General features: G+C 68.8%; 16 protein-coding genes, 1 rRNA gene and 1 riboswitch. Of the genes, 4 read left to right on the top strand and 13 right to left on the bottom strand.

What is annotated here, in order from left to right:
* Positions 1 to 28 precede the first annotated feature (28 nt).
* Positions 29 to 1,801, top strand: a complete 1,773-nt coding sequence (locus tag ABZ906_RS38660) for a substrate-binding and VWA domain-containing protein (RefSeq protein WP_361390728.1) — start codon at positions 29 to 31, stop codon at positions 1,799 to 1,801.
* A 38-nt stretch (positions 1,802 to 1,839) separates the two neighbouring features.
* On the opposite strand, the gene ABZ906_RS38665 is transcribed toward ABZ906_RS38660, so the two are convergent.
* A complete protein-coding gene (locus ABZ906_RS38665) occupies positions 1,840 to 3,357 on the bottom strand; it encodes a glutamate--cysteine ligase (protein WP_361390730.1) in 1,518 nt (505 codons plus the stop codon).
* A gap of 494 nt (positions 3,358 to 3,851) precedes the next feature.
* Between ABZ906_RS38665 and ABZ906_RS38670 the strand changes: the two genes are divergently transcribed.
* Positions 3,852 to 4,436: a hypothetical protein gene (locus ABZ906_RS38670; RefSeq protein WP_361195353.1), complete on the top strand. Its 585-nt coding sequence runs from the start codon at positions 3,852 to 3,854 to the stop codon at positions 4,434 to 4,436.
* Positions 4,437 to 4,764: 328 nt separating this feature from the next.
* On the top strand, positions 4,765 to 4,971 hold the full coding sequence (locus ABZ906_RS38675) for a DUF5999 family protein (protein ID WP_361195351.1): 207 nt from the start codon (positions 4,765 to 4,767) through the stop codon (positions 4,969 to 4,971).
* 100 nt (positions 4,972 to 5,071) lie between these two features.
* On the opposite strand, the gene gcvP is transcribed toward ABZ906_RS38675, so the two are convergent.
* A complete protein-coding gene (gene gcvP, locus ABZ906_RS38680; RefSeq protein WP_361390732.1) occupies positions 5,072 to 7,957 on the bottom strand; it encodes an aminomethyl-transferring glycine dehydrogenase in 2,886 nt (961 codons plus the stop codon).
* A gap of 197 nt (positions 7,958 to 8,154) precedes the next feature.
* Positions 8,155 to 8,252, bottom strand: a riboswitch (glycine riboswitch).
* 144 nt (positions 8,253 to 8,396) lie between these two features.
* On the opposite strand from gcvP, the gene ABZ906_RS38685 reads away from it, so the two are divergent.
* Entirely contained in the window at positions 8,397 to 8,777 is a 381-nt protein-coding gene (locus ABZ906_RS38685; RefSeq protein WP_361195347.1) for a PRC-barrel domain-containing protein, read from the top strand.
* 33 nt (positions 8,778 to 8,810) lie between these two features.
* Here the strand turns inward: ABZ906_RS38685 and ABZ906_RS38690 are convergent, their stop codons facing one another.
* The 11 genes from ABZ906_RS38690 to rrf all read right to left on the bottom strand — a co-directional run.
* Positions 8,811 to 10,292, bottom strand: a complete 1,482-nt coding sequence (locus ABZ906_RS38690; protein WP_361390734.1) for a DNA polymerase IV — start codon at positions 10,290 to 10,292, stop codon at positions 8,811 to 8,813.
* Between the two features lie 84 nt (positions 10,293 to 10,376).
* Positions 10,377 to 11,012: a MerR family transcriptional regulator gene (locus tag ABZ906_RS38695; RefSeq protein WP_361195343.1), complete on the bottom strand. Its 636-nt coding sequence runs from the start codon at positions 11,010 to 11,012 to the stop codon at positions 10,377 to 10,379.
* Positions 11,013 to 11,184: 172 nt separating this feature from the next.
* Positions 11,185 to 11,658, bottom strand: a complete 474-nt coding sequence (locus ABZ906_RS38700) for a bifunctional nuclease family protein (RefSeq protein ID WP_030794342.1) — start codon at positions 11,656 to 11,658, stop codon at positions 11,185 to 11,187.
* Positions 11,659 to 11,711: 53 nt separating this feature from the next.
* A complete protein-coding gene (locus ABZ906_RS38705) occupies positions 11,712 to 12,455 on the bottom strand; it encodes a MerR family transcriptional regulator (RefSeq protein WP_361195341.1) in 744 nt (247 codons plus the stop codon).
* 42 nt (positions 12,456 to 12,497) lie between these two features.
* Positions 12,498 to 13,466: an FHA domain-containing protein gene (locus ABZ906_RS38710; RefSeq protein ID WP_361195652.1), complete on the bottom strand. Its 969-nt coding sequence runs from the start codon at positions 13,464 to 13,466 to the stop codon at positions 12,498 to 12,500.
* Positions 13,467 to 13,548: 82 nt separating this feature from the next.
* Positions 13,549 to 14,430 (bottom strand): DUF881 domain-containing protein, encoded by an 882-nt coding sequence (locus ABZ906_RS38715; protein WP_361390736.1) that lies wholly within the window; start codon positions 14,428 to 14,430, stop codon positions 13,549 to 13,551.
* Positions 14,427 to 14,759, bottom strand: a complete 333-nt coding sequence (locus tag ABZ906_RS38720; protein WP_030794354.1) for a small basic family protein — start codon at positions 14,757 to 14,759, stop codon at positions 14,427 to 14,429. The genes ABZ906_RS38715 and ABZ906_RS38720 overlap by 4 nt, the downstream gene beginning before the upstream one ends.
* On the bottom strand, positions 14,756 to 15,655 hold the full coding sequence (locus ABZ906_RS38725) for a DUF881 domain-containing protein (RefSeq protein ID WP_361195337.1): 900 nt from the start codon (positions 15,653 to 15,655) through the stop codon (positions 14,756 to 14,758). The genes ABZ906_RS38720 and ABZ906_RS38725 overlap by 4 nt, the downstream gene beginning before the upstream one ends.
* An 89-nt stretch (positions 15,656 to 15,744) precedes the next feature.
* Positions 15,745 to 18,240, bottom strand: a complete 2,496-nt coding sequence (locus ABZ906_RS38730) for a mannose-1-phosphate guanyltransferase (protein WP_361195335.1) — start codon at positions 18,238 to 18,240, stop codon at positions 15,745 to 15,747.
* A gap of 113 nt (positions 18,241 to 18,353) precedes the next feature.
* A complete protein-coding gene (locus ABZ906_RS38735; RefSeq protein ID WP_361195334.1) occupies positions 18,354 to 18,962 on the bottom strand; it encodes a CDP-alcohol phosphatidyltransferase family protein in 609 nt (202 codons plus the stop codon).
* 162 nt (positions 18,963 to 19,124) lie between these two features.
* Positions 19,125 to 19,218, bottom strand: a 5S ribosomal RNA gene (rrf, locus tag ABZ906_RS38740); the annotation flags it as partial.

Here is a 19,218-nt window from a genome sequence, read left to right on the forward strand (position 1 = left end):
TCATCACTCAAGGAGGGGCACCACCGCCATGGGACGTCACAGCTTGCCCGATGAGGACGGGGCGGTCGCACCCGACCCACGGCCGCGCAACCGCGGCCGCACCGTCGCCATCGCGACGGCGCTCGTCCTGACGGTCGCGGCGGGCACGGCGGTCGCCGTCCGCGGCGATCTGCTGAGCTTCGGTGCTTCGTGCCGCGACGACGCGGTGGAGCTGGACGTCGTGGCCGCCCCGGACATCGCTCCCGCCCTGCAAGCGGCCGCCGACGACGCCCGCGAGAAAGAGGTCACGTCGGACGGTTCGTGCATCGACGTACGGGTCGCCGCCCGTGATTCGTACAAGGTCGCCGACGAACTGCGCACGGGCAAAGGCGATCCGCAGTACGAGGTGTGGGTACCGGACAGCGAACTGTGGCTGCAACGCGTCGGCCTCGGCGGCAAGCAGGGCAGGGTGACGCCCGCGGGGAACATAGCCTCCTCGCCCGTTGGCATGGCCATGGTGCCTTCTGCCGCCGAATCCCTGGGCTGGCCCGAGAAGACGTACAGCTGGCCGGAGTTGACCGGCGCGGCGATGAAGGACGACAAGCTGCGGCTGGGCGCCGCCGACCCCGCGCGCAGCGCCACCGGACTGCTCGCGCTCGCCAAGCTGAGCGCCTCGGCCGGGAAATCGGGCGGCAAGGGCGGCGACACACAGGCCGCGGGGATGGCCAAGGCGCTGTCCTCGCGCACCTCCGACAGCGACACCCAGCTCGTGGACACCCTGGCCCGGGACGCGTCCGGCGCCGAGCAGGGCAATCCGCGCCGCAACCAGGCGCTGATCATCTCCGAGCAGGCCGCGTTCACGCACAACGCGTCGGCGGGCGAGGAGAACAGCCTCGACATGTTCTACCCCGAGGACGGCTCACCGCGTCTGGACTACCCGTACACGCTGGTCCAGGATGACGAACTGTCCACGGACCAGAGCCGGGCCGCCCTGCGGTTCATGACGCTGTTCGGCGACGACGAGGGCCGCGCGCTCCTGGAGGAGCACGGCTTCAGGACCGGCGCCGAGGACCCCTCGGCCAAGCTCGTCACGGCGGCCGGCGGCCGCACCCCCCAGCCGTACGCGGCCGAGGCGGGCGAACCGCCCACCGAGAAGGAGCTCCAGGAGACGCTCGGCATGTGGACGATCACCGTCCAGAGCGCAAGGCTCAGCACGGTCGTCGACGTCTCCGACTCCATGGGCGAGTTCGTGCCCGGCCAGAACCGCTCCCGCATGGAGGTTACCAAGTCCTCGCTGCTCCAGGCGCTCGCGGGGTTCACCGACGAGGACGAGATCGGCCTCTGGGAGTTCGCCACCCTCCTGGACGGCGAGCGCGACTACCGCAAACTCGTGCCGACCCAGCGGCTCGGCGACCGCAAGGGCGACGGCACCCAGCGGGACGAGGTCTCGGAGGCCTTCAGCGATCTGGCGCCCATCCCGGGCGGAGCGACCGGCCTGTACGACACCACGCTCGCCGCCTACAAGGAAGCCACGTCCGGCTACGCGAGCGGCAAGTTCAACGCCGTCGTGGTGCTCACCGACGGCGTGAACCAGGACCCCGGCTCCGTCTCGCGCAGCAACCTCATCAAGCAGCTGGAGAACCTCTCCGACCCCAAGCGCCCTGTGCCGCTCATCGCGATCGCGGTCGGCCCGAACACGGACAAGGAAGAGGTGGTGCAGATCGCGGAGGCCACCGGCGGATCGGGTCACCAGGTCGACGACCCGGCGCAGATCCACGCGGTGATCCTCAAGGCCATCATGGAGGCGGGCAGCCACGGCTGAGCCCGCCTCCCCTCCGTTCATGCCCGGTGCATGGCGCCTCAGCTGAGGACGGCGGGCTCGGGCAGCCCCACCGGCCAGGTGTGCACGGGGTCCCCCGCATGCATCAGCTCGGCGTAGCGCCGGGTGGTCGCGGCGAGCGCGGCCTCGCGTTCGAGCCCGGTCTCCAGAGCCTGGTGGTACGTCGCCGCCTGCCAGGACGCCCCGTTCACCCGCCGCCGGCACCGCTCCTCGATGACGCCGAGATAGAAGTCCCGGTCGGCGGCCTCGACGCCCCACGCGTCGAGCCCCGCCGCGGCCAGCGGCAACAGCTCCTCGCGTACGAGAGCGACCGCGGACACCTCGGCGATGCCTCCGTGGCGGCCGCGCCGCGGCCACTGGAGACGGGCCTCGATGCCGTCGCGGCACGCGGTGTCGAAGTTGCGGGCCGCGGCCTCGAAGGGCAGCCGGGACCACACGGGCCGCGGCTCCTCGGCGAGGGCGCGTACGACGCCGTAGTAGAAGGCGGCGTTGGCGATGACGTCGGTGACGGTGGGGCCCGCGGGCAGGACGCGGTTCTCCACGCGCAGGTGCGGGACGCCGCCCGCGATGCCGTACACGGGCCGGTTCCAGCGGTACACGGTGCCGTTGTGCAGGACGAGTTCGCCGAGCTGCGGCACACGGCCGTCGTCGAGCACCTCAAGGGGGTTCTCTTCGTCCATGAGGGGCAGCAGCGCGGGAAAGTACCGCAGGTTCTCCTCGAAGAGCTCGTACGCGTCGTTGATCCAGCGCTCCCCGAACCAGGTCCGCGGGCGCACCCCCTGCGCCTGGAGCTCGGGCGGACGGGTGTCGGTGGACTGCAGGAACAGCGGAGGCCGCGACTCGCGCCACAGCTCGCGCCCGAACAGGAACGGCGCGTTGGCGCCGACGGCGACCTGCGCCGCCGCGACGGCCTGCGCCGCGTTCCACACGTCGGGGAAGCGGTCCGGCGTGACCTGGAGGTGCAACTGCACGGACGTACAGGCCGCTTCGGGGGCGATCGACGCGGAGGTGCAGGTCAGCCGCTCCACCCCCTGGATGTCGAGGACGAACTCCTCGCCGCGGGCCGCCACGATCTGATCGTTGAGCAGGGCGTAACGGTCGACGTCGGAGAGATTTCCCGAGACGAGGTCATGGTGCGCGAGGGTCGGCAGAATTCCGATCATCACGATGCCGGCGTTCACCTCGTTCGCTTTCCGGTGGGCATAGGCGAGGCCGGTGCGCAGCTCCTCGGCGAGACGGTCGAGAACGCGCCCGCCCAATCGGTGCGGGGCGATATTGACTTCAAGATTGAACATTCCGAGTTCTGTCTGGAAATCGCGACTCGCGATGCGTTCGAGAACTTCAGCATTCAGCATTCTCGGCATGCCGTCGGGTCCCGCGAGATTCAGCTCGATCTCCACACCCATCAGGTTCTTGGGCCTGTCGAACCGCTCCTCGTCCAACAGCCTCCGCAGCCCCGCGAGACACTCCCTGAGCTTGCTCCGGTACCGGTTCCGCTCGGCCAGGTCAAACGATCCTGCTACGACCTTCTCCCCCATCGAAGCGTCCCTCCTCTACTGGGCTCTGATGGGCAGCCAATGATCACGGCCGCTGTGTCTCGACCAATGATGCCCTGCAATGTGATCGATAACGCCCCGCACATGCCCCCGGCCCAGTAGGCTCGTGGCCATGCCCGGGCGGCACATTCACCAGGCATGCGGTTCCCGGCGGGAATCTCCGCTCCGAACCCTGGTGAAAAACGCCGATGAGAATCGGCCGTCCGCTCCCGGGCGGGGAGCCGAGGTCAAACGCCCGGGCTCATCCGGAATCGGGTTAAAGCCCGCAAAATTGCGACCGGATATCGCCTTGCGGGCAATATCGGGTGCGGTTAGCCGAAACACTGTCTGAACACGTGTCGTATAAACTCCGCGAACGAGGCAGAGAGTTGGCGCTCGCGGTCCCCTGCCCGCCCCCCTCTGTCCCCGGAGCAGACAGCGACGTCCGCACCTGTCCTCGTTCCACCGTGCCTGTCGAATGAGAGAGGCGACCCATCATGCCGCTGCAAGTCCCCCCGGCTCCCGCGCCCGCCCTGCGCAGCGTCCTCGCGGCACTCGGTTCACCCACCGCCGTACGCGAAGCCCGAACTCCCTCCCTGCGCGCCGCACAGGGTCCCGCAAGCCCCGAACTCCCCTTGCCCGTACATGTCCTGGACCGGATCACCCCGTCGGGTACCTCGCCCACCCGGCTCGCGGGGTGGCGTTTTCTGATCCGCTGCGGCGAGCGTGCCGTCGCCGCGGCCGACACGATGCTGACACCCGACGGATGGACCTTCTCCCACTTCTTCGAAGGCCCCTACATCGCGGCCACCGAACGCGCCCTGCGCCATGCCGAGGCGATGCAGATGCCCTATCAACCACGACTGTTGTCCATACCCGAGCTCTACATGCTGACGCTATGGCTGCACGGCGACTGCACCGCGGACGGCGCGGACGGAGACCTCGCGCCCTCCGACATCCTCGTGCCGCTGGCGCCCGCGCCTCCCGGCATCGCGGCGCACCGCCCGCACCGCGCCGCGGACCTTCTCAAGGTGCTCACCCACCGCATGACCCCGGCACCGCTGCTCGGCTCACCCGCCTGACCCCGCCGTACGTCTCCGTGCCCCGCCGCCGATCCCGGCCGCGGGGCTCGGCGCGTCCTGCACCCCTGGTACACCCACCCGGCACCCATACGGACTAGCCCGGTATGACCACCCCGAACCACCCGGAAAGACAGTGCAGTTGGGCTGAACCGTCCGGGCGGGTGATACGTCATTAAGCAGTAAGGAGCGCTGCCGCTAAATCCCTGCGGATTGACGCCCGTAGGGCAACACTGGGACCGGACCGACTGAACGGGGGGCGGCCATGAACACCTCATCGAGCCGCAAGGCAGACGTCACAGCCATCACACCGCAGCGAAAGAACCCTTCCATGTGCCAGCATCAACCACCGTGCCCGACAGCAGACTCCGCAGACCGGGAAGCCGCGCTCCTCATGGCGAGCCACCCGGAGCAGGGCTGGAGCCTGCTGTGCAACGGCGTCCTCCTCTTCGAGGACACCGGTGAGCTGCTGCCGGACGGACAGATCATCGCCCCGCACCGACCGCTGGGCACGGACGCGATCATGACCGCCGCTTGACGACACAGCGACACGGCACGGACAACAGCACGGACGACAAAGGGGCCGACCCGGAGAGGCAACCTCCGGACCGGCCCCCACTCATGTCGTGGACGCGGTATCAGTCCTCGTACGCATCCAGCGGCGGGCAGGAGCAGACCAGATTCCGGTCGCCGTACGCCTGATCGATGCGGCGCACCGGCGGCCAGTACTTGTCCGCGGCCACGACACCGGCCGGGAACACGGCCTCCTCGCGGCTGTACGCGTGCTCCCACTCACCGCCGAGCGCGGCCGCGGTGTGCGGGGCGTTCCGCAGCGGGTTGTCATCGGCGGTCCACTCGCCGCCGACCTTCTCGATCTCCGCGCGGATGCTGATCATCGCCTCGCAGAACCGGTCGATCTCGACCAGGTCCTCGCTCTCGGTCGGCTCGATCATCAGCGTCCCGGCCACCGGGAACGACATGGTCGGCGCGTGGAAGCCGTAGTCGATGAGGCGCTTGGCGATGTCGTCGACGCTGACACCGGTCGCCTTGCTCAGCGGGCGCAGATCGATGATGCACTCGTGCGCGACGAGCCCGCCGGGACCGGTGTAGAGCACCGGGTAGTGCGGCTCGAGGCGCTTGGCGATGTAGTTGGCGGAGAGCACGGCGACCTGCGTGGCGCGCTTGAGGCCCTCGCCGCCCATGAGGCGCACGTACGCCCAGGAGATCGGCAGGATGCCGGCCGAGCCCCACGGAGCGGCGGAGATCGGCCCGACGCCCGTCTCGGGTCCCGCGGCGGGCTGCAGCGGGTGGTTGGGCAGGTACGGCGCGAGGTGCTCGCGCACACCGACCGGACCGACGCCGGGACCGCCGCCGCCGTGCGGGATGCAGAAGGTCTTGTGCAGGTTCAGGTGCGAGACGTCGCCGCCGAACTTGCCGGGCTGGGCGAGGCCCACCAGGGCGTTGAGGTTGGCGCCGTCGACGTAGACCTGGCCGCCCGCCTCGTGCACAAAGGCGCAGATGTCGGCGACGTGCTCCTCGAACACACCGTGCGTCGACGGGTAGGTGATCATCAGCACGGACAGCTCGTCGCGGTGCTTCTCGATCTTGGCGCGCAGGTCGTCGACGTCGATCTCTCCGTCGTCGCTGGTCTTCACGACGACGACCTTCATGCCGGCCATCACGGCGCTCGCGGCGTTCGTGCCGTGCGCCGAGGACGGGATGAGGCAGACGGTGCGCTGCTCGTCGCCGTTGGCGCGGTGGTAGCCGCGCACGGCGAGCAGTCCGGCGAGCTCGCCCTGCGAACCGGCGTTGGGCTGCAGCGAGACCTTGTCGTACCCGGTGACCTCCGCGAGGCGCTCCTCCAGCTCACGGATGAGCGTCAGATAGCCCTGCGCCTGCTGGGCGGGCGCGAAGGGGTGCAGCTGTCCGAACTCGGGCCAGGTGACCGGCTCCATCTCGGTGGTCGCGTTGAGCTTCATGGTGCAGGAGCCCAGCGGGATCATGCCGCGGTCGAGCGCGTAGTCCCGGTCGGACAGCTTGCGCAGGTAGCGCAGCATGGCCGTCTCGGAGCGGTACTGGTGGAAGACGGGGTGCGTGAGGTAGTCGTCCTCGCGCAGCAGCCCGGCCGGGAGCGTGTCCTCGGTCTCCGCGTCGAGCGCCTCGACGTCGGCCTCGACGCCGAACGCCGTCCAGATCGCGGTCAGCTGGTGGCGTGTGGTGGTCTCGTCGCAGGCCAGGGATACGTGGTCGGCGTCGACCTGGTGGATGTTGACGCCGCCCTCGCGGGCCGCGGAGACGAGCTGCTCGGCCCGGCCCGGCACCCGCACGGTCAGGGTGTCGAAGTAGGCGCCGTGCACGACCTCGACCCCGCCCGCGGTGAGGCCCGCGGCGAGCACGGTCGCGTAGCGGTGCGTGCGCCGCGCGATGGCCTTGAGGCCGTCGGGCCCGTGGTAGACCGCGTACATTCCGGCCATCACGGCGAGCAGCACCTGAGCGGTACAGATGTTGCTGGTGGCCTTCTCGCGGCGGATGTGCTGCTCACGGGTCTGCAGGGCGAGCCGGTAGGCCTTGTTGCCGTCGGCGTCGACGGAGACACCGACGAGCCGCCCGGGCAGGCTGCGGGCGAACTTCTCGCGCACCGCCATGTAGCCGGCGTGCGGGCCGCCGAAGCCCATCGGCACGCCGAAGCGCTGCGTGGTGCCCACCGCGATGTCGGCCCCGAGCTCACCGGGCGAGGTGAGCAGCGTCAGGGCGAGCAGGTCGGCGGCGACGGAGACTATGGCACCGAGCTCGTGCGCCTGCTCGATGAGGGGCTTGATGTCCCGCACGGCACCGGAGGCGCCGGGGTACTGGATCAGGACGCCGACGACACCGCGCTCGGCGACCTCGGCGGGGATGCCCTCGCTCAGATCGGCGATTACGACCTCGACGCCCGTCGGCTCGGCGCGGGTCTGGATCACGGCGACGGTCTGCGGCAGCGTGTCGGCGTCGACGAGGAAGACACCGTCCTTGACCTTGCCCATGCGCCGCGAGAGGGCCATGGCCTCGGCGGCGGCCGTCCCCTCGTCGAGCAGCGAGGCACCGGAGGTGGGAAGCCCGGTCAGCTCGGCGACGACGGTCTGGAAGTTGAGCAGCGCCTCGAGGCGGCCCTGGGAGATCTCGGGCTGGTAGGGCGTGTAAGCGGTGTACCACGCCGGGTTTTCCATGACGTTCCGCAGGATCACGGGCGGCGTGAAGGTCCCGTAGTAGCCAAGCCCGATCATGGAATCGAGAACCTGGTTACGGTCCGCGAGGGAGCGCAGCTCGGCCAGGACCTCGGCCTCGGTACGCGCTCCGGGCAGCTTCAGCGCCTCGGCGTTCTTGATCACATCCGGCACTGCGGCGGCGGTCAGCTCGTCGAGCGAGCCGTATCCGACCTGCGCGAGCATCTTGGCCCGTGCTTCCACATCGGGGCCGATGTGCCGCTGCTCGAAGGGAATGCCCTGCTCGAGCTCTGAAAGCGGGATGCGAGGGGTGGCGGTCATTGCGGAGGCCTCCTGGTCTGACGCGACCTGCGAGGGGCACCACGGCACGGGTACCCGGACGGCCTCCCCCTCTGTCATCTCAACCTGAGAGTTTCACCGGGCCGTGCCCCGCGAGAGGCGCCGTACCGGCTTTCACCGTCGGTGAGGAAGGGTTCCGAACGTGCCCGCCCGACGCCCGCCCTGCTTTCCAGAGTGACCTCGTCCGTGCGGTACAGGGGCCTGAGAGATTCCGGGGAGGAGTTGCTCCTTCGGCGCCCCCGGTGTGGTGACCGGAGAGCTCTCCCGCACGGGGTCAGCAGCCATCCGCCAGCCTACCAGCGAGGACCGTGGCCCATCCCTCGAGTGGCCGCCTGCCCCGAAGTGCTCTTTCGTAGTGATTACGAACGAACAAGGATGAGTTACGCCCCACTTCGACAAGCCTCGACCAGTTGGAGGGACCGTGCAGACCGATATCGATCCGCGCAACCTGATCGGCCGGAAGGCGTTCGACCTGAACGGGGCCAAGATCGGCACGATCGACGAGGTCTATCTCGACGACGCCACCGGCGCCCCGGAGTGGGCGGCCATACGCACGGGACTGTTCAGCCGGGACGCGTTCGTGCCCCTGGAGCCCAGCGAGCTCAGGAGCGACGGCACCCTGCGCATCCCCTTCGAACGGTCCCTGATCAAGGACGCCCCCGACTTCGGCGTGGGCCGCCACCTCTCCCCCGAGCAGGAACTCCAGCTCTACCACCACTACGGTCTGGACGTCACACCCCCGCAGTCACCGCCCCCACCGGACCAGGACTTCGGCAAAATCGCAGGCCAGGAGAGCACCTGACCGCCCGCGCCGGGCCCGCCCCACCGGGCACCGCTACACCCGGGAGCACGGCTCAGCCCCGTCCCCCGGCGGAGCCACCAGCGGCAACGGCTCCGCAAGCTCAAGCGCCGGATCATCGGTCCGGAACGTCCGCACCCGCCCCGGCACCGACGACTCCGGCGTCTCGAAGCGAACCGTCACCCGCCCCAGGCCGCTGCCCTGCACCCACCCGTGCCCGTACCGGGCATGCCGCACGTCGTGCCCGGCGGCCCACCGCCGCGCACCGAGCGGCACCTCCTCGACGGAAGCCTCCTGCGCGGCCTCCGCGCCCCCCTCCGCGGCCTTCGTGACCCCCTCCGCCGCTTCCCCCGCCCCTGCCGCTCCTCCCGCGTCCACGCCGTGCCCCGGCTCAGGGCCTCCGGCCAGAGCCCGCGCCTCGGCCCGCGCCTCCGCCTCGGCCTGCGCCTGGGCCTGCGCGAAAAGATCCTCCTGCGTGTAGTCGGCGAGCCCCGTGACCCCCACCCCCAGGAGCCGCACGCCCCCGGTGGTGTCCACGGCCTCCAGAAGCCGCGCGGCGGCCTCCCGCACCACCCCGGGGTCGTCCGTCGGCCCGCGCAGCGTCTCGGAGCGCGTCAGGGTCGAGAAGTCGAACCGCCGCACCTTCAGCACGATGGTCCGCCCCGAGTGCCCCGCGGCCCGCAGCCGCTCCACACACCGGTCGGCGAGCCGCGCCACCTCGCCCCTGACCCGCACCCGGTCATGGATGTCCACGTCGTACGTGTCCTCGACGCTGACCGACTTCGACTCCCGCTCCGCCACCACGGGCCGCTCGTCCCGCGCGAGCGCCATCGCGTACAGCGCGCTGCCGTGCGACTTCCCCAAGAGCCGTACGAGCTCGTCCTCGCCGGCCTCGGCGATCTCCCCCACCGTCGTGATCCCGCCCCGCCGCAGATGGTCGCCGGTGGCGGGCCCGACACCGGGCAGCGTCCGCACCGGCATCGGCCCGAGCAGGTCCCGCTCGGTCCCCGGCACTATGAGGCGCAGCCCGTCCGGCTTGGCCTCCTCCGAGGCGATCTTCGCCAGCATCTTGGACGCGGCGAGCCCGACGGACCCCGCGAGCCCGGTCACCGCCTTGATGTCCGCCCGCAACCGCTCGCCCACGGCCAGCGCCGACGCCTGGTCGTCGGCCACGCCGCCCGCCTCCAGGTCGACGAAGGCCTCGTCCAGGCTCAGCGGCTCCACCAGCGGCGACAGCTCCCGCAGCAGCGTCATCACCTGGTCGCTGATCTCGCGGTAGAGCCCGAAGCGCGGCACGAGATAGGCGGCGTTGGGCGCCAGGCGCCGCGCCTGCCCCATGGGCATCGCCGAGTGCACCCCGAACTTGCGCGCTTCGTACGAGGCGGTGGCCACCACGCCCCGCGGTCCGAGGCCGCCCACGACCACGGCTTTCCCGCGCAGACTCGGCTTCGCGGCCTGCTCTGCAGACGCGTAGAAGGCATCCATGTCGAGATGCAGGATCGTGGGCGCGGTTCTCACACCTCTGATGCTGCCCTACGCCACTGACAACGCCCCCGGGACGCCACCCCGAACTCCGCACCCGCCGGGGCCGTCACGGCCGCCTCACACGGCCCTGTTGCGCCGCCTCGCGAGCTCATCGGCGGGGTTCTGCCGCAGCAGGGTCTCCCCGGTGTCGATCCGCTCGCCGTGGAGCTGCGAGAGCGCCGCTTCGACGTCCCGCCACACCACGCCCACGGCGATACCGAAGACGCCCTGGCCGCCCTGGAGCAGATCGTGGACCTCGTCGGGCGACGTGCACTCGTAGACCGTCGCGCCGTCGCTCATGAGCGTCAGCCGCTCCAGGTCCGTGAAACCGCCGTCGCGCAGATGCTGCACCGTGGTCCTGATGTTCTGCAGGGACACGCCGGTGTCGAGGAACCGCTTCACGATCTTCAGGACGACGACGTCCCGGAAGTTGTAGAGCCGCTGGGTCCCCGATCCGCCCGCGGAGCGCACGCTGGGCTCGACGAGGCCCGTACGGGCCCAGTAGTCGAGCTGTCGATAGGTGATGCCGGCGGCCGCACACGCGGTCGGCCCCCGGTAACCGATCTGTTCCTGTTCGGCCTGTCCGGACGTGGCGTCCCCGCTCCCCTGAACGCTTGCCTGAACCGCAATCGGCCTCTGCGGAGAGTGTCCGGCCGTGCTGCTGTGAAGCGGATACGGCCCACCCATCGCCGTACCGTCGCCGCTGCTTCTCACGCCGACCTCCGTCCTTGACCTGCCTTCTCGACGGTAGGCAGTTGCCAGGGGCTCGTCAACGATCGCCACACTCGGCACGCCGAGTGATAATCACCCTAAGAGTGGTTTGCCGTACCGCACCGCCGGGAAAGGCTAGCCGAATGGTCCGCCGGAACCCTGCGGAATCGACGGACTACTGGCTGTTGGTGCCGAAGTCTTCGGGCGAGATCTGGTCGAGGAACTCGCGGAACTTCTCCACCTCGTCCTCCTGCTCGTCCGGAATGGCGATGCCCGCGTCGTCGAGGACACCGTCACTGCCGTAGATCGGCGTTCCGGTGCGCAGGGCGAGCGCTATGGCGTCGGACGGCCGGGCGCTCACCTCGACTCCGCTGGCGAAGACCAGCTCCGCGTAGAAGACACCTTCCCGGAGGTCCGTGATGCGCACCTCGGAAAGCTCCTGACCCACCGCCTCCAGCACGTCCTTGAACAGGTCGTGGGTCAGCGGCCGTGCGGGCGCCATCCCCTGCTGTGCGAAGGCGATCGCGGTCGCCTCACCTGGTCCGATCCAGATGGGGAGGTAACGATCGCCTCCCACTTCACGCAGGAGCACGATCGGTTGGTTGGAGGGCATTTCCACCCGGACACCTACGACGTCGAGCTCGTTCACACAGCAACCCTAGGACGTGCCCGGCCGGTTTGGGTAGTCGGGCACCTCCTGAGTCAGGGCAACCGCACCCCGAGTGCCGTCTGCACCAGTGCAGAATGCAGCTTTCCGGTCAGCCCGGCGAGTTCCTTCGTACGGGCTTCCGCATGGGCTCTGGTCTGCGGGTTACGGTGCCGGCGCAGCGGCGCGACCACCTGGTCGACGAGGCCGGCCTCACGATCGGCCGCCGACTTCATGGTGCGCAGATGTCTGGGTTCGATACCGAACCGCCCGAGTTCGACGACGAGCGCGGCCACCGTCACGGCTTCCGCGTCATAACCGCCGTCGGGCAGGGGCACGATGAGCCCGTACGTCTCCCAGTCCGCGAGCTGCTCCGCCTCGATCTCCGCGGCGGCGAGCAGCTCGGCACGGCCCACACGGGCGGCAGTGGGCTCCTCGGCGTCACTCACGCCCCAGGCGTCACCCGGCTCGCGCGGTTGCCCCAGAGAGGGCAGCGAGACCCGCTCTCCGCGCTCCAGGGCGTCCAGGTGCTCCCGGATGACCTTGAGGGGCAGATAGTGGTCGCGCTGCATCCTCAGGACGTGACCGAGCCGCTCGACGTCATCGGGGCTGAACTTGCGGTAGCCGGACGGCGTGCGCTCCGGCTCGATGAGCCCTTCCGACTCCAGGAAACGGATCTTGGAGATCGTGACCTCGGGGAACTCGTCACGCAGCGCGTTCAGCACGGCGCCGATGCTCATCATCCGATGGTCCTCGGCGGCGGTGCCGTTTCCGGCACCGCCCCTCGGTGTTTGTGGCATGGCCCTTCCTGAGGGTCCCCCCGGACGGAGTCCGGAGGAGGGTCAGATACCGACGCCCCGCTGGCTCGCGTAGAAGACCAGGCGGTACTTGCCGATCTGCACCTCGTCGCCGTTCGACAGCGCGACCGAGTCGATGCGCTCACGATTGACGTACGTGCCGTTGAGGCTGCCCACGTCGGCGACGGTGAAGGAACCGTCGCCGAGACGGCGGAACTCCACGTGGCGACGCGAGACGGTCACGTCGTCCAGGAAGATGTCGCTCTGCGGGTGACGCCCCGCCGTGGTCAGCTCGCCGTCCAGGAGGAAGCGGCTGCCCGAGTTCGGACCCCGGCGCACCACGAGGAGCGCGGAGCCGAGCGGCAGTGCGTCAACGGCGGCTTGGGCCTCCGGCGAGAGGGCGGGCGAGGCGGTCTGCCCCGTCACCTCCGCGTCGTAGGCCTCCAGGCCCGAGATGGAGATCGTGGAGGTCGTCTCGGACGGACGCTCCGGCGTGGCCCCGGCCCGCAGCGGCGCGCCGCAGTTGGAGCAGAACCGGCTCGCCTCGGCGTTGCGGTTCCCGCACCTCGTACACACCAGAGCCATGGACGGATCCTCCTGCCGCGGCTGCCCCGCGGGGGCATTCGATGCGTACGGATCGGGGGTAAACCCTCCACCCGTACTTGAGGTTGACGGTTCTCCGAAACCTATGCGGCCCGGACCGGCAGGGTCAACAGACGACGCGCCCTGAGCGCCCGAAATGTCACCGCCTGGCCCACCGACCTGGTCGCGGAACATCGGGCGCTCGCCGCCCTGCTCCTCGGCATCTCCATGGCGCGTGGCACGGTGCCGGGCAGTGGCGGGGTTGCCGCTGTCCTCACGTGCACTCTTGCCGAACAACTTCGCAAACAACTTCACGGGCGATTCCCCTTGACCGAAACAGACCCGCCCGTGGGGCAGGACGAACCCTGATTGCACACACCGCCGTACATCGGCAGTACAGACATCCTCACAACGTCCGCATCCGCCAAACAGTTTCCACCACGCACCACGCTTACGATGCGCCGACCCCCCGCAACCTCATGCCCTCGACCGGCGGCCCCCATGCACCCCCGCCTCACTGGGACGACGACCGAGCGTAGTCAGGCCGCTTCGCGGCTCGCAAGGCGTCCACCACGATCTTCTCCGCTCGCGTCACGGTGACGGTGGCTTGCTCCTTCTCCAGAGTCTGCACCACGCCACCTGGGATGTTCAGCGCCGGTTCGAGGTCCTGCGGCTTGCCGATCACCTTGAACCGGTAGGGCTTGCCGACCTTGCGGCCGTCCACCCGTACACCACCACTGTCCGTATCCGACAGATAGGTGTTGGCCACTACGCGTACATCATTGACCTGGATGGCCTCGGCACCCGCGGCGCGCAGCTCCTGAATGGCATCGAGCAGCATGTCCGCCTCGACCGATCCCTTCTTGTCATCGATGGTCAGCGTGATTCCAGGACCCTGCGCCGCCACGGTGCCCGCAAGGATGCCGAGTTGTCGTTCCTTCTCGACAGTCTGCTTGCGGGCCTCCTCGGCCTGGTCCGAGCTGTTCTCAAGCCCGGTGCGCTGATCCTCGAGACGCTGCTTCTCACCTTCCAGACGCTGTGTACGGTCATCCAGTTCATCGAGGATGCGTACGAGATCTTCCTGGCGTGCGCCGCGCAGCGCACTGCTGTCGTTGTTGGAGCGCACCTGGATGGCCAGGCCGAGTCCCAGCACGAACAGCAGCAGGGCGACGATGAGTTGGGGCCGCGTGACGCGGGGCGGCCACAGGCCCTTGGCCAGCCGCTGACGGCCGCTCTGGGAGGCCTGCCCCTCCTGGTCCCGCTGCTCGTCACCTTCCGGCTCCGCAGGCTGCACAGGCTCCGTGGGCTCCACGGGCGGGGGCCCGTGCACCTCCGCGGGAAGCTCCCTGCTCCGGTTGTCGCCGCCGGGCGTCTCTTGCGTACCCATCCGCGTCACGCCCTGAAGATGTGTCGGCGGATGGCGGCGGCGTTCGAGAAGATCCGGATGCCGAGGACCACCACGACACCGGTGGAGAGCTGGGCGCCGACGCCCAACTTGTCGCCGAGGAACACGATCAGGGCGGCCACGACCACGTTCGAGAGGAACGACACCACGAAGACCTTGTCGTCGAAGATCCCGTCGAGCATCGCGCGCAGGCCTCCGAAGACGGCGTCCAGCGCCGCCACCACGGCGATCGGTAGGTACGGCTCGACCACGGCCGGAACCTCGGGCCGGACCAACAATCCGGCCACGACTCCCACGACGAGGCCCAGTACGGCGATCACGATGTGCCCTTTCCTGCCTTCGGCTCTGCTGTACGTACGGTCACACTCGGCGCTGCCGGCAGTCGGACGTCATCATGGACGGAAATGCTGGTCCGGACGCCGAAGTTCTCCTGCAGAGCGTGCAGATACTGACCGTCGCGACTGTTCTGGAAACGCGTGCTCAAGCGCTGCCCGTCACCCACGGCAAGCACCGTATACGGCGGCACGAGCGGCTTGTTGTCGACCAGTATGGCGTCACCCGCGGCCCTGATCGCCGACAGCGCCGTCAGCCGCTGGTCATTGATGGCGATCGCCTCGGCGCCGGACTGCCACAAGCCGTTGACGACCCGCTGCATGTCACGGTCCCGCACCCGCCCGGTGTCGGAGAACCCCGCGCTCTCCCGCGGCCCGCCTCCGCCTTGGTCGGCTTCCTTGGCGTCGTCCACCACGAGCTTCACGCCGCGCCCGTTGACCTTGGTGGCGCCGGAGAGCAGGGACACCAACTCGCCCTGGCTGCCGCCGTGTTTCTTCAGTGCCTCGCGCTGCCGTTCGCCCACGTCGTCGCGGAGCGTCTCGACGTCCCCTTCGAGCTCGTCGGCGTCCGAGGACGCCGCCTCGATCCGGTCGATGAGCTCGGAGCGCTCCTTGGCGACCACCGGAGCAGCTATCCGCGCCTGCGCGGCACCCACGGTCACCACGAGGGCAGCGAGCACCAGTCCGAGCGCGAGGCCGAGCTTCGCCCGCAGCGGACGCGGCATTCCGCCGTCACCCTGCGCCTTCTTGCGGGCCGCCGCCTCGGCGTAGCCCTCGTCGAGGCTGTGGTCCATGACCGTGGTCAGCAGCGACATGGAGGCGTCCGGACGCCGGGGGCGTGAGGGGGTGCTCCGAATGGGGGGCTGCTGCGGCATGCCGCACATCGTCGCACGTCGCGGGCCCTACCTCCGAATGGCCCCACCGGCGTGCCGGACAGCACCTCTCACGGGTGCTGTCCGGCCCGTACGGCCGGTCAGCGACCGGCGCTGTCCACCACGGCCGACCACTCGTCGAGCAGCGCCTGAGCGGACGCGTCGTCGGGTCCCTCGGCCCACAGATGGGTGACGGCCTCCGCGGGGTCGGGCAGCACGAGCACCCAGCGTCCGTCGGCCTCCACGACCCGTACGCCGTCGGTCGTGTCCACCGACCGGTCCCCCGCCGCCTCCACGACGGTCCGCATGACGAGCCCCTTGACCGCCCAGGGCGTCGCAAGGTCACGCCGCAGCACGTGCGCACGCGGGATACGCGCGTCGATCTGGCTCAGCGTGAGCTGCGTACGCGCCACGAGGCCGATGAGCCGCACGAAGGCGGCCGTACCGTCGAACACACTGCTGAACTCGGGGATGATGAACCCGCCCCGGCCGTCACCGCCGAAGATGGTCGCCTCATCGCGCCCCACCCGCGTCAGATCGTCGGGCGACGTGGTCGTCCAGTCGACCTGCGTCCCGTGGTACGCGGCCACCTGCTCAGCGATGCGCGTCGTCGTCACCGGCAGCGCCACCCGCCCGCTGCGGCGTTCCGCGGCGACCAGGTCGAGCATGACGAGAAGCGCGCGGTCGTCCTCGATGATCCGCCCCTTCTCGTCGACGAGCGAAAGCCGCTCGCCCACGGGGTCGAACCGCACACCGAAGTCGGCACGCGACGACGCCACGATCTCCCCGAGCCGTACGAGGCCCGACCTGCGTGCCTCATAGGTCTCGGTCGGGCGCGACTCGTCGAGACCGGGGTTGATGGTCAGCGCGTCGACGCCGAGGCGGCCGAGAAGGCTGGGAAGCACAAGGCCCGCACTGCCGTTGGAGGCATCGACGACCACCTTCAGATCGGACTCGGCCACACCCGTCGTGTCGACATTGCGCAGCAGCGAACCGGTGTAGGAGTCGAAGACGCTGGACGGGAAGTGCAGATCCCCGATCTCCCCGGGGAACGCCCGCCGGTACTCCTGACGCGCGTAAACCCGGTCCAGTTTCCGCTGACTCCCCTGCGACAGGTCGGCCCCGCGGGCGTCGAAGAACATGATGTCGACGGAGTCGGGCGCCCCCGCCGTCGTCCGGATCATGATCCCGCCGGCACTGCCCCTGGCCGTCTGCTGCCGCGCGACGGGCAACGGCACGTTCTCCAGATCCCGTACGTCGATGGCGCTGGCCTGCAGGGCCGAGATCACCGCTCGCTTCAGGGCCCGGGCGCCTCGCGAGTGGTCACGCGCCGTGGTGACGGTCGAGCCCTTCTTGAGGGTCGTGGCATACGCCCCCGCGAGCCGTACCGCGAGCTCGGGCGTGATCTCCACGTTCAGGATCCCGGAGACCCCGCGCGCACCGAAGAGATGGGCCTGGCCCCGCGATTCCCAGATGACGGACGTGTTGACGAAAGCGCCGGCCTCGATCGTCTTGAACGGGTAGACCCGCACATTGCCCTGGATAATCGATTCCTCACCGACGAGGCACTCATCGCCGATGACGGCACCGTCTTCGATACGGGAGGCCCGCATGATGTCGGTGTTTCTGCCGATGACACAGCCCCGCAGGTTGCTGTGCTGACCGATGTATACGTTGTCGTGCACGACGGCCTTGTGCAGAAACGCCCCGGTCTTGACCACCACGTTCGAGCCCACGACCGTGTGCTCACGAATCTCGGCGTCCGCCTCCACCTTGGCGTAGTCGCCGATGTAGAGCGGCCCGCGCAGCGTGGCGTCGGGATGCACCTCGGCGCCTTCGGCGACCCACACACCGGGCGAGATCTCGAAGCCGTCGAGCTCCACGTCGACCTTGCGCTCAAGCACGTCGGCCTGGGCCTTGACGTAGCTCTCGTGGGTGCCGACGTCCTCCCAGTAGCCCTCGGCGATGTACCCGTATACGGGCTTCCCTTCCTTCATGAGCTGAGGGAAGACATCTCCGGACCAGTCCACCGACACATCGGCGTCGACGTAGTCGAAGACCTCGGGCTCCATGACATAGATGCCCGTGTTCACCGTGTCGGAGAAGACCTGCCCCCAGGTCGGCTTCTCGAGGAAGCGTTCGACCTTTCCTTCTTCGTCCACGATGGTGATGCCGAATTCCAGCGGATTGGGAACGCGCGTCAGGCAGACGGTGACAAGCGCGCCCTTTTCCTTGTGGAAGTTGATCAGCTCGGTGAGGTCGAAATCGGTGAGCGCGTCACCGGAGATCACGAGGAACGCATCGTCCTTCAGTGCTTCCTCGGCGTTCTTCACACTCCCGGCAGTGCCGAGTGGCTTCTCCTCATTGGCATAGGTGAGCTCCATCCCGAGCTCTTCACCATCGCCGAAGTAATTCCTGACCAGAGAAGCCAGGAACTGGACTGTCACTACGGTCTCGGTGAGCCCATGCCTCTTGAGCAGCCTCAGTACATGCTCCATGATGGGCCTATTGGCCACGGGCAGGAGCGGCTTGGGCATGCTCGAGGTCATAGGGCGAAGGCGCGTGCCTTCGCCTCCGGCCATTACGACGGCCTTCATGTCGGAAGCGTCCTCCTCAATAGGCGACGTCCTAGCCGACTTGGCCCGCCAAATTAGGCCCGTATCTGTGACTTACGGGGCTGCAAGCCTCTACAGCTGCCGAATCGGCAAGCTCAATCGGCCGTGACGTCCGCACGGACAAGTCGGCGAACCTGAACCACGTAGAGGATCCCTGCCCACCAGTACAGAGTTGTACCCCATCCTGCGAACGCCCATCCGAAAATAGCGGCGAGAGTGTTGATCCAGCCACTTCCGTCACTGAGGAGCAGCAGCGGAAAGGCGTACATCAAGTTGAAGGTGGCCGCCTTGCCGAGGAAGTTCACCTGCGGCGGCGGATAGCCGTGGCGTCTGAGGATCCCGACCATCACCAGCAGAACCAGCTCGCGCAGGAGCAGCACCGCGGTCAGCCAGAGCGGGAGAATCTCCCGCCACGTCAGCCCGACCAATGTCGACAAGATATAGAGCCGGTCGGCGGCGGGGTCGAGCAACCTGCCCAGGTTGCTGATCTGGTTCCAACGGCGGGCCAGCTTGCCGTCGAGATAGTCGCTGATGCCGCTCAGCATCAGCACCAACAGCGCCCAGTGATCACTCTTGGGCCCGCCGAACTCGGGCCTGAGGATCAACCACAGGAAGAGGGGTACGCCAAGGAGACGCGCCATGCTGAGGATGTTCGGGATGGTGAGGACCCGGTCCGTCTGGACGCGAGTCTCCTGGACCTCCACCCGGGGGCCTCCTGTGGGAAACGAGCCGATGATGCCTCCTGACCTTACCCTCAGTTGTCAGCCGGCGGTGCAGAGGGGTAGCCAAGGGGCGGAAAGGGTCCAGAAACACAAAAAGCCGTGGCCCCTGGACAATAAAGTCCAGGAGCCACGGCTATAAGTAAAGTTCGGCGGCGTCCTACTCTCCCACAGGGTCCCCCCTGCAGTACCATCGGCGCTGTGAGGCTTAGCTTCCGGGTTCGGAATGTAACCGGGCGTT

Source organism: Streptomyces sp. NPDC046925 (assembly GCF_040644915.1).
Classification (GTDB): Bacteria; Actinomycetota; Actinomycetes; order Streptomycetales; family Streptomycetaceae; genus Streptomyces.

Bases quoted from the DNA above. Each gene is read 5' to 3' on its own strand.
- ABZ906_RS38665 (WP_361390730.1), bottom strand. From the start codon at position 3,357: ATGGGGGAGAAGGTCGTAGCAGGATCGTTTGACCTGGCCGAGCGGAAC.
- ABZ906_RS38725 (WP_361195337.1), bottom strand. From the start codon at position 15,655: ATGTGCGGCATGCCGCAGCAGCCCCCCATTCGGAGCACCCCCTCACGC.
- ABZ906_RS38670 (WP_361195353.1), top strand. From the start codon at position 3,852: ATGCCGCTGCAAGTCCCCCCGGCTCCCGCGCCCGCCCTGCGCAGCGTC.
- ABZ906_RS38730 (WP_361195335.1), bottom strand. From the start codon at position 18,240: ATGAAGGCCGTCGTAATGGCCGGAGGCGAAGGCACGCGCCTTCGCCCT.
- gcvP (WP_361390732.1), bottom strand. From the start codon at position 7,957: ATGACCGCCACCCCTCGCATCCCGCTTTCAGAGCTCGAGCAGGGCATT.
- ABZ906_RS38705 (WP_361195341.1), bottom strand. From the start codon at position 12,455: ATGCCACAAACACCGAGGGGCGGTGCCGGAAACGGCACCGCCGCCGAG.
- ABZ906_RS38675 (WP_361195351.1), top strand. From the start codon at position 4,765: ATGTGCCAGCATCAACCACCGTGCCCGACAGCAGACTCCGCAGACCGG.
- ABZ906_RS38660 (WP_361390728.1), top strand. From the start codon at position 29: ATGGGACGTCACAGCTTGCCCGATGAGGACGGGGCGGTCGCACCCGAC.